Genomic DNA, 409 nt, shown 5'->3' on the forward strand with positions numbered 1-409 from the left:
TGCTCAGTGGTCGGCCAAACTGCTTGCGATACACATGAACGATATCGATTTGGAATAACTCAAAAAGGCGGCCCGGGAGCGGCATGTGTAAGATGTTTTAGCTGAAGCATTAAAACAAGCCGAAGCTTATATCAATGCTGCCGAAGGTTCGGAGTTGCCCTCTCAGGATAGGCCTCTTGATACTTGAAGCTTTAAGTTAAAGTTGTGTGCGGTATGTTTTGTGGCAGCGACAACTCAAAGAGGTGAAGGCCATGGAGGTAAAACAACGCGTAGACGAGGCGTTAGAATACATCAAGAAAAACATAAGCGCACGCAAGATCATAAACAAGGCCTCGCTGGAAAACGCCATAAGGGTATGCATGGCGACGGGCGGCTCCACAAACGCGGCCCTGCATCTACCTGCTATCGC

Annotated in this window: 1 protein-coding gene; it reads left to right on the plus strand. The window is 48.9% G+C overall.

Translation table 11 applies throughout. The features are described 5' to 3' along the window. Positions 1-251: 251 nt before the first annotated feature. The coding region (locus EZM41_RS14790) for a dihydroxy-acid dehydratase domain-containing protein (RefSeq protein WP_198471143.1) at positions 252-409 on the plus strand (158 nt) is incomplete at its 3' end.

This window comes from Acetomicrobium sp. S15 = DSM 107314 (genome assembly GCF_016125955.1).
In the GTDB taxonomy this organism is placed as follows: Bacteria; Synergistota; Synergistia; order Synergistales; family Thermosynergistaceae; genus Thermosynergistes; species Thermosynergistes pyruvativorans.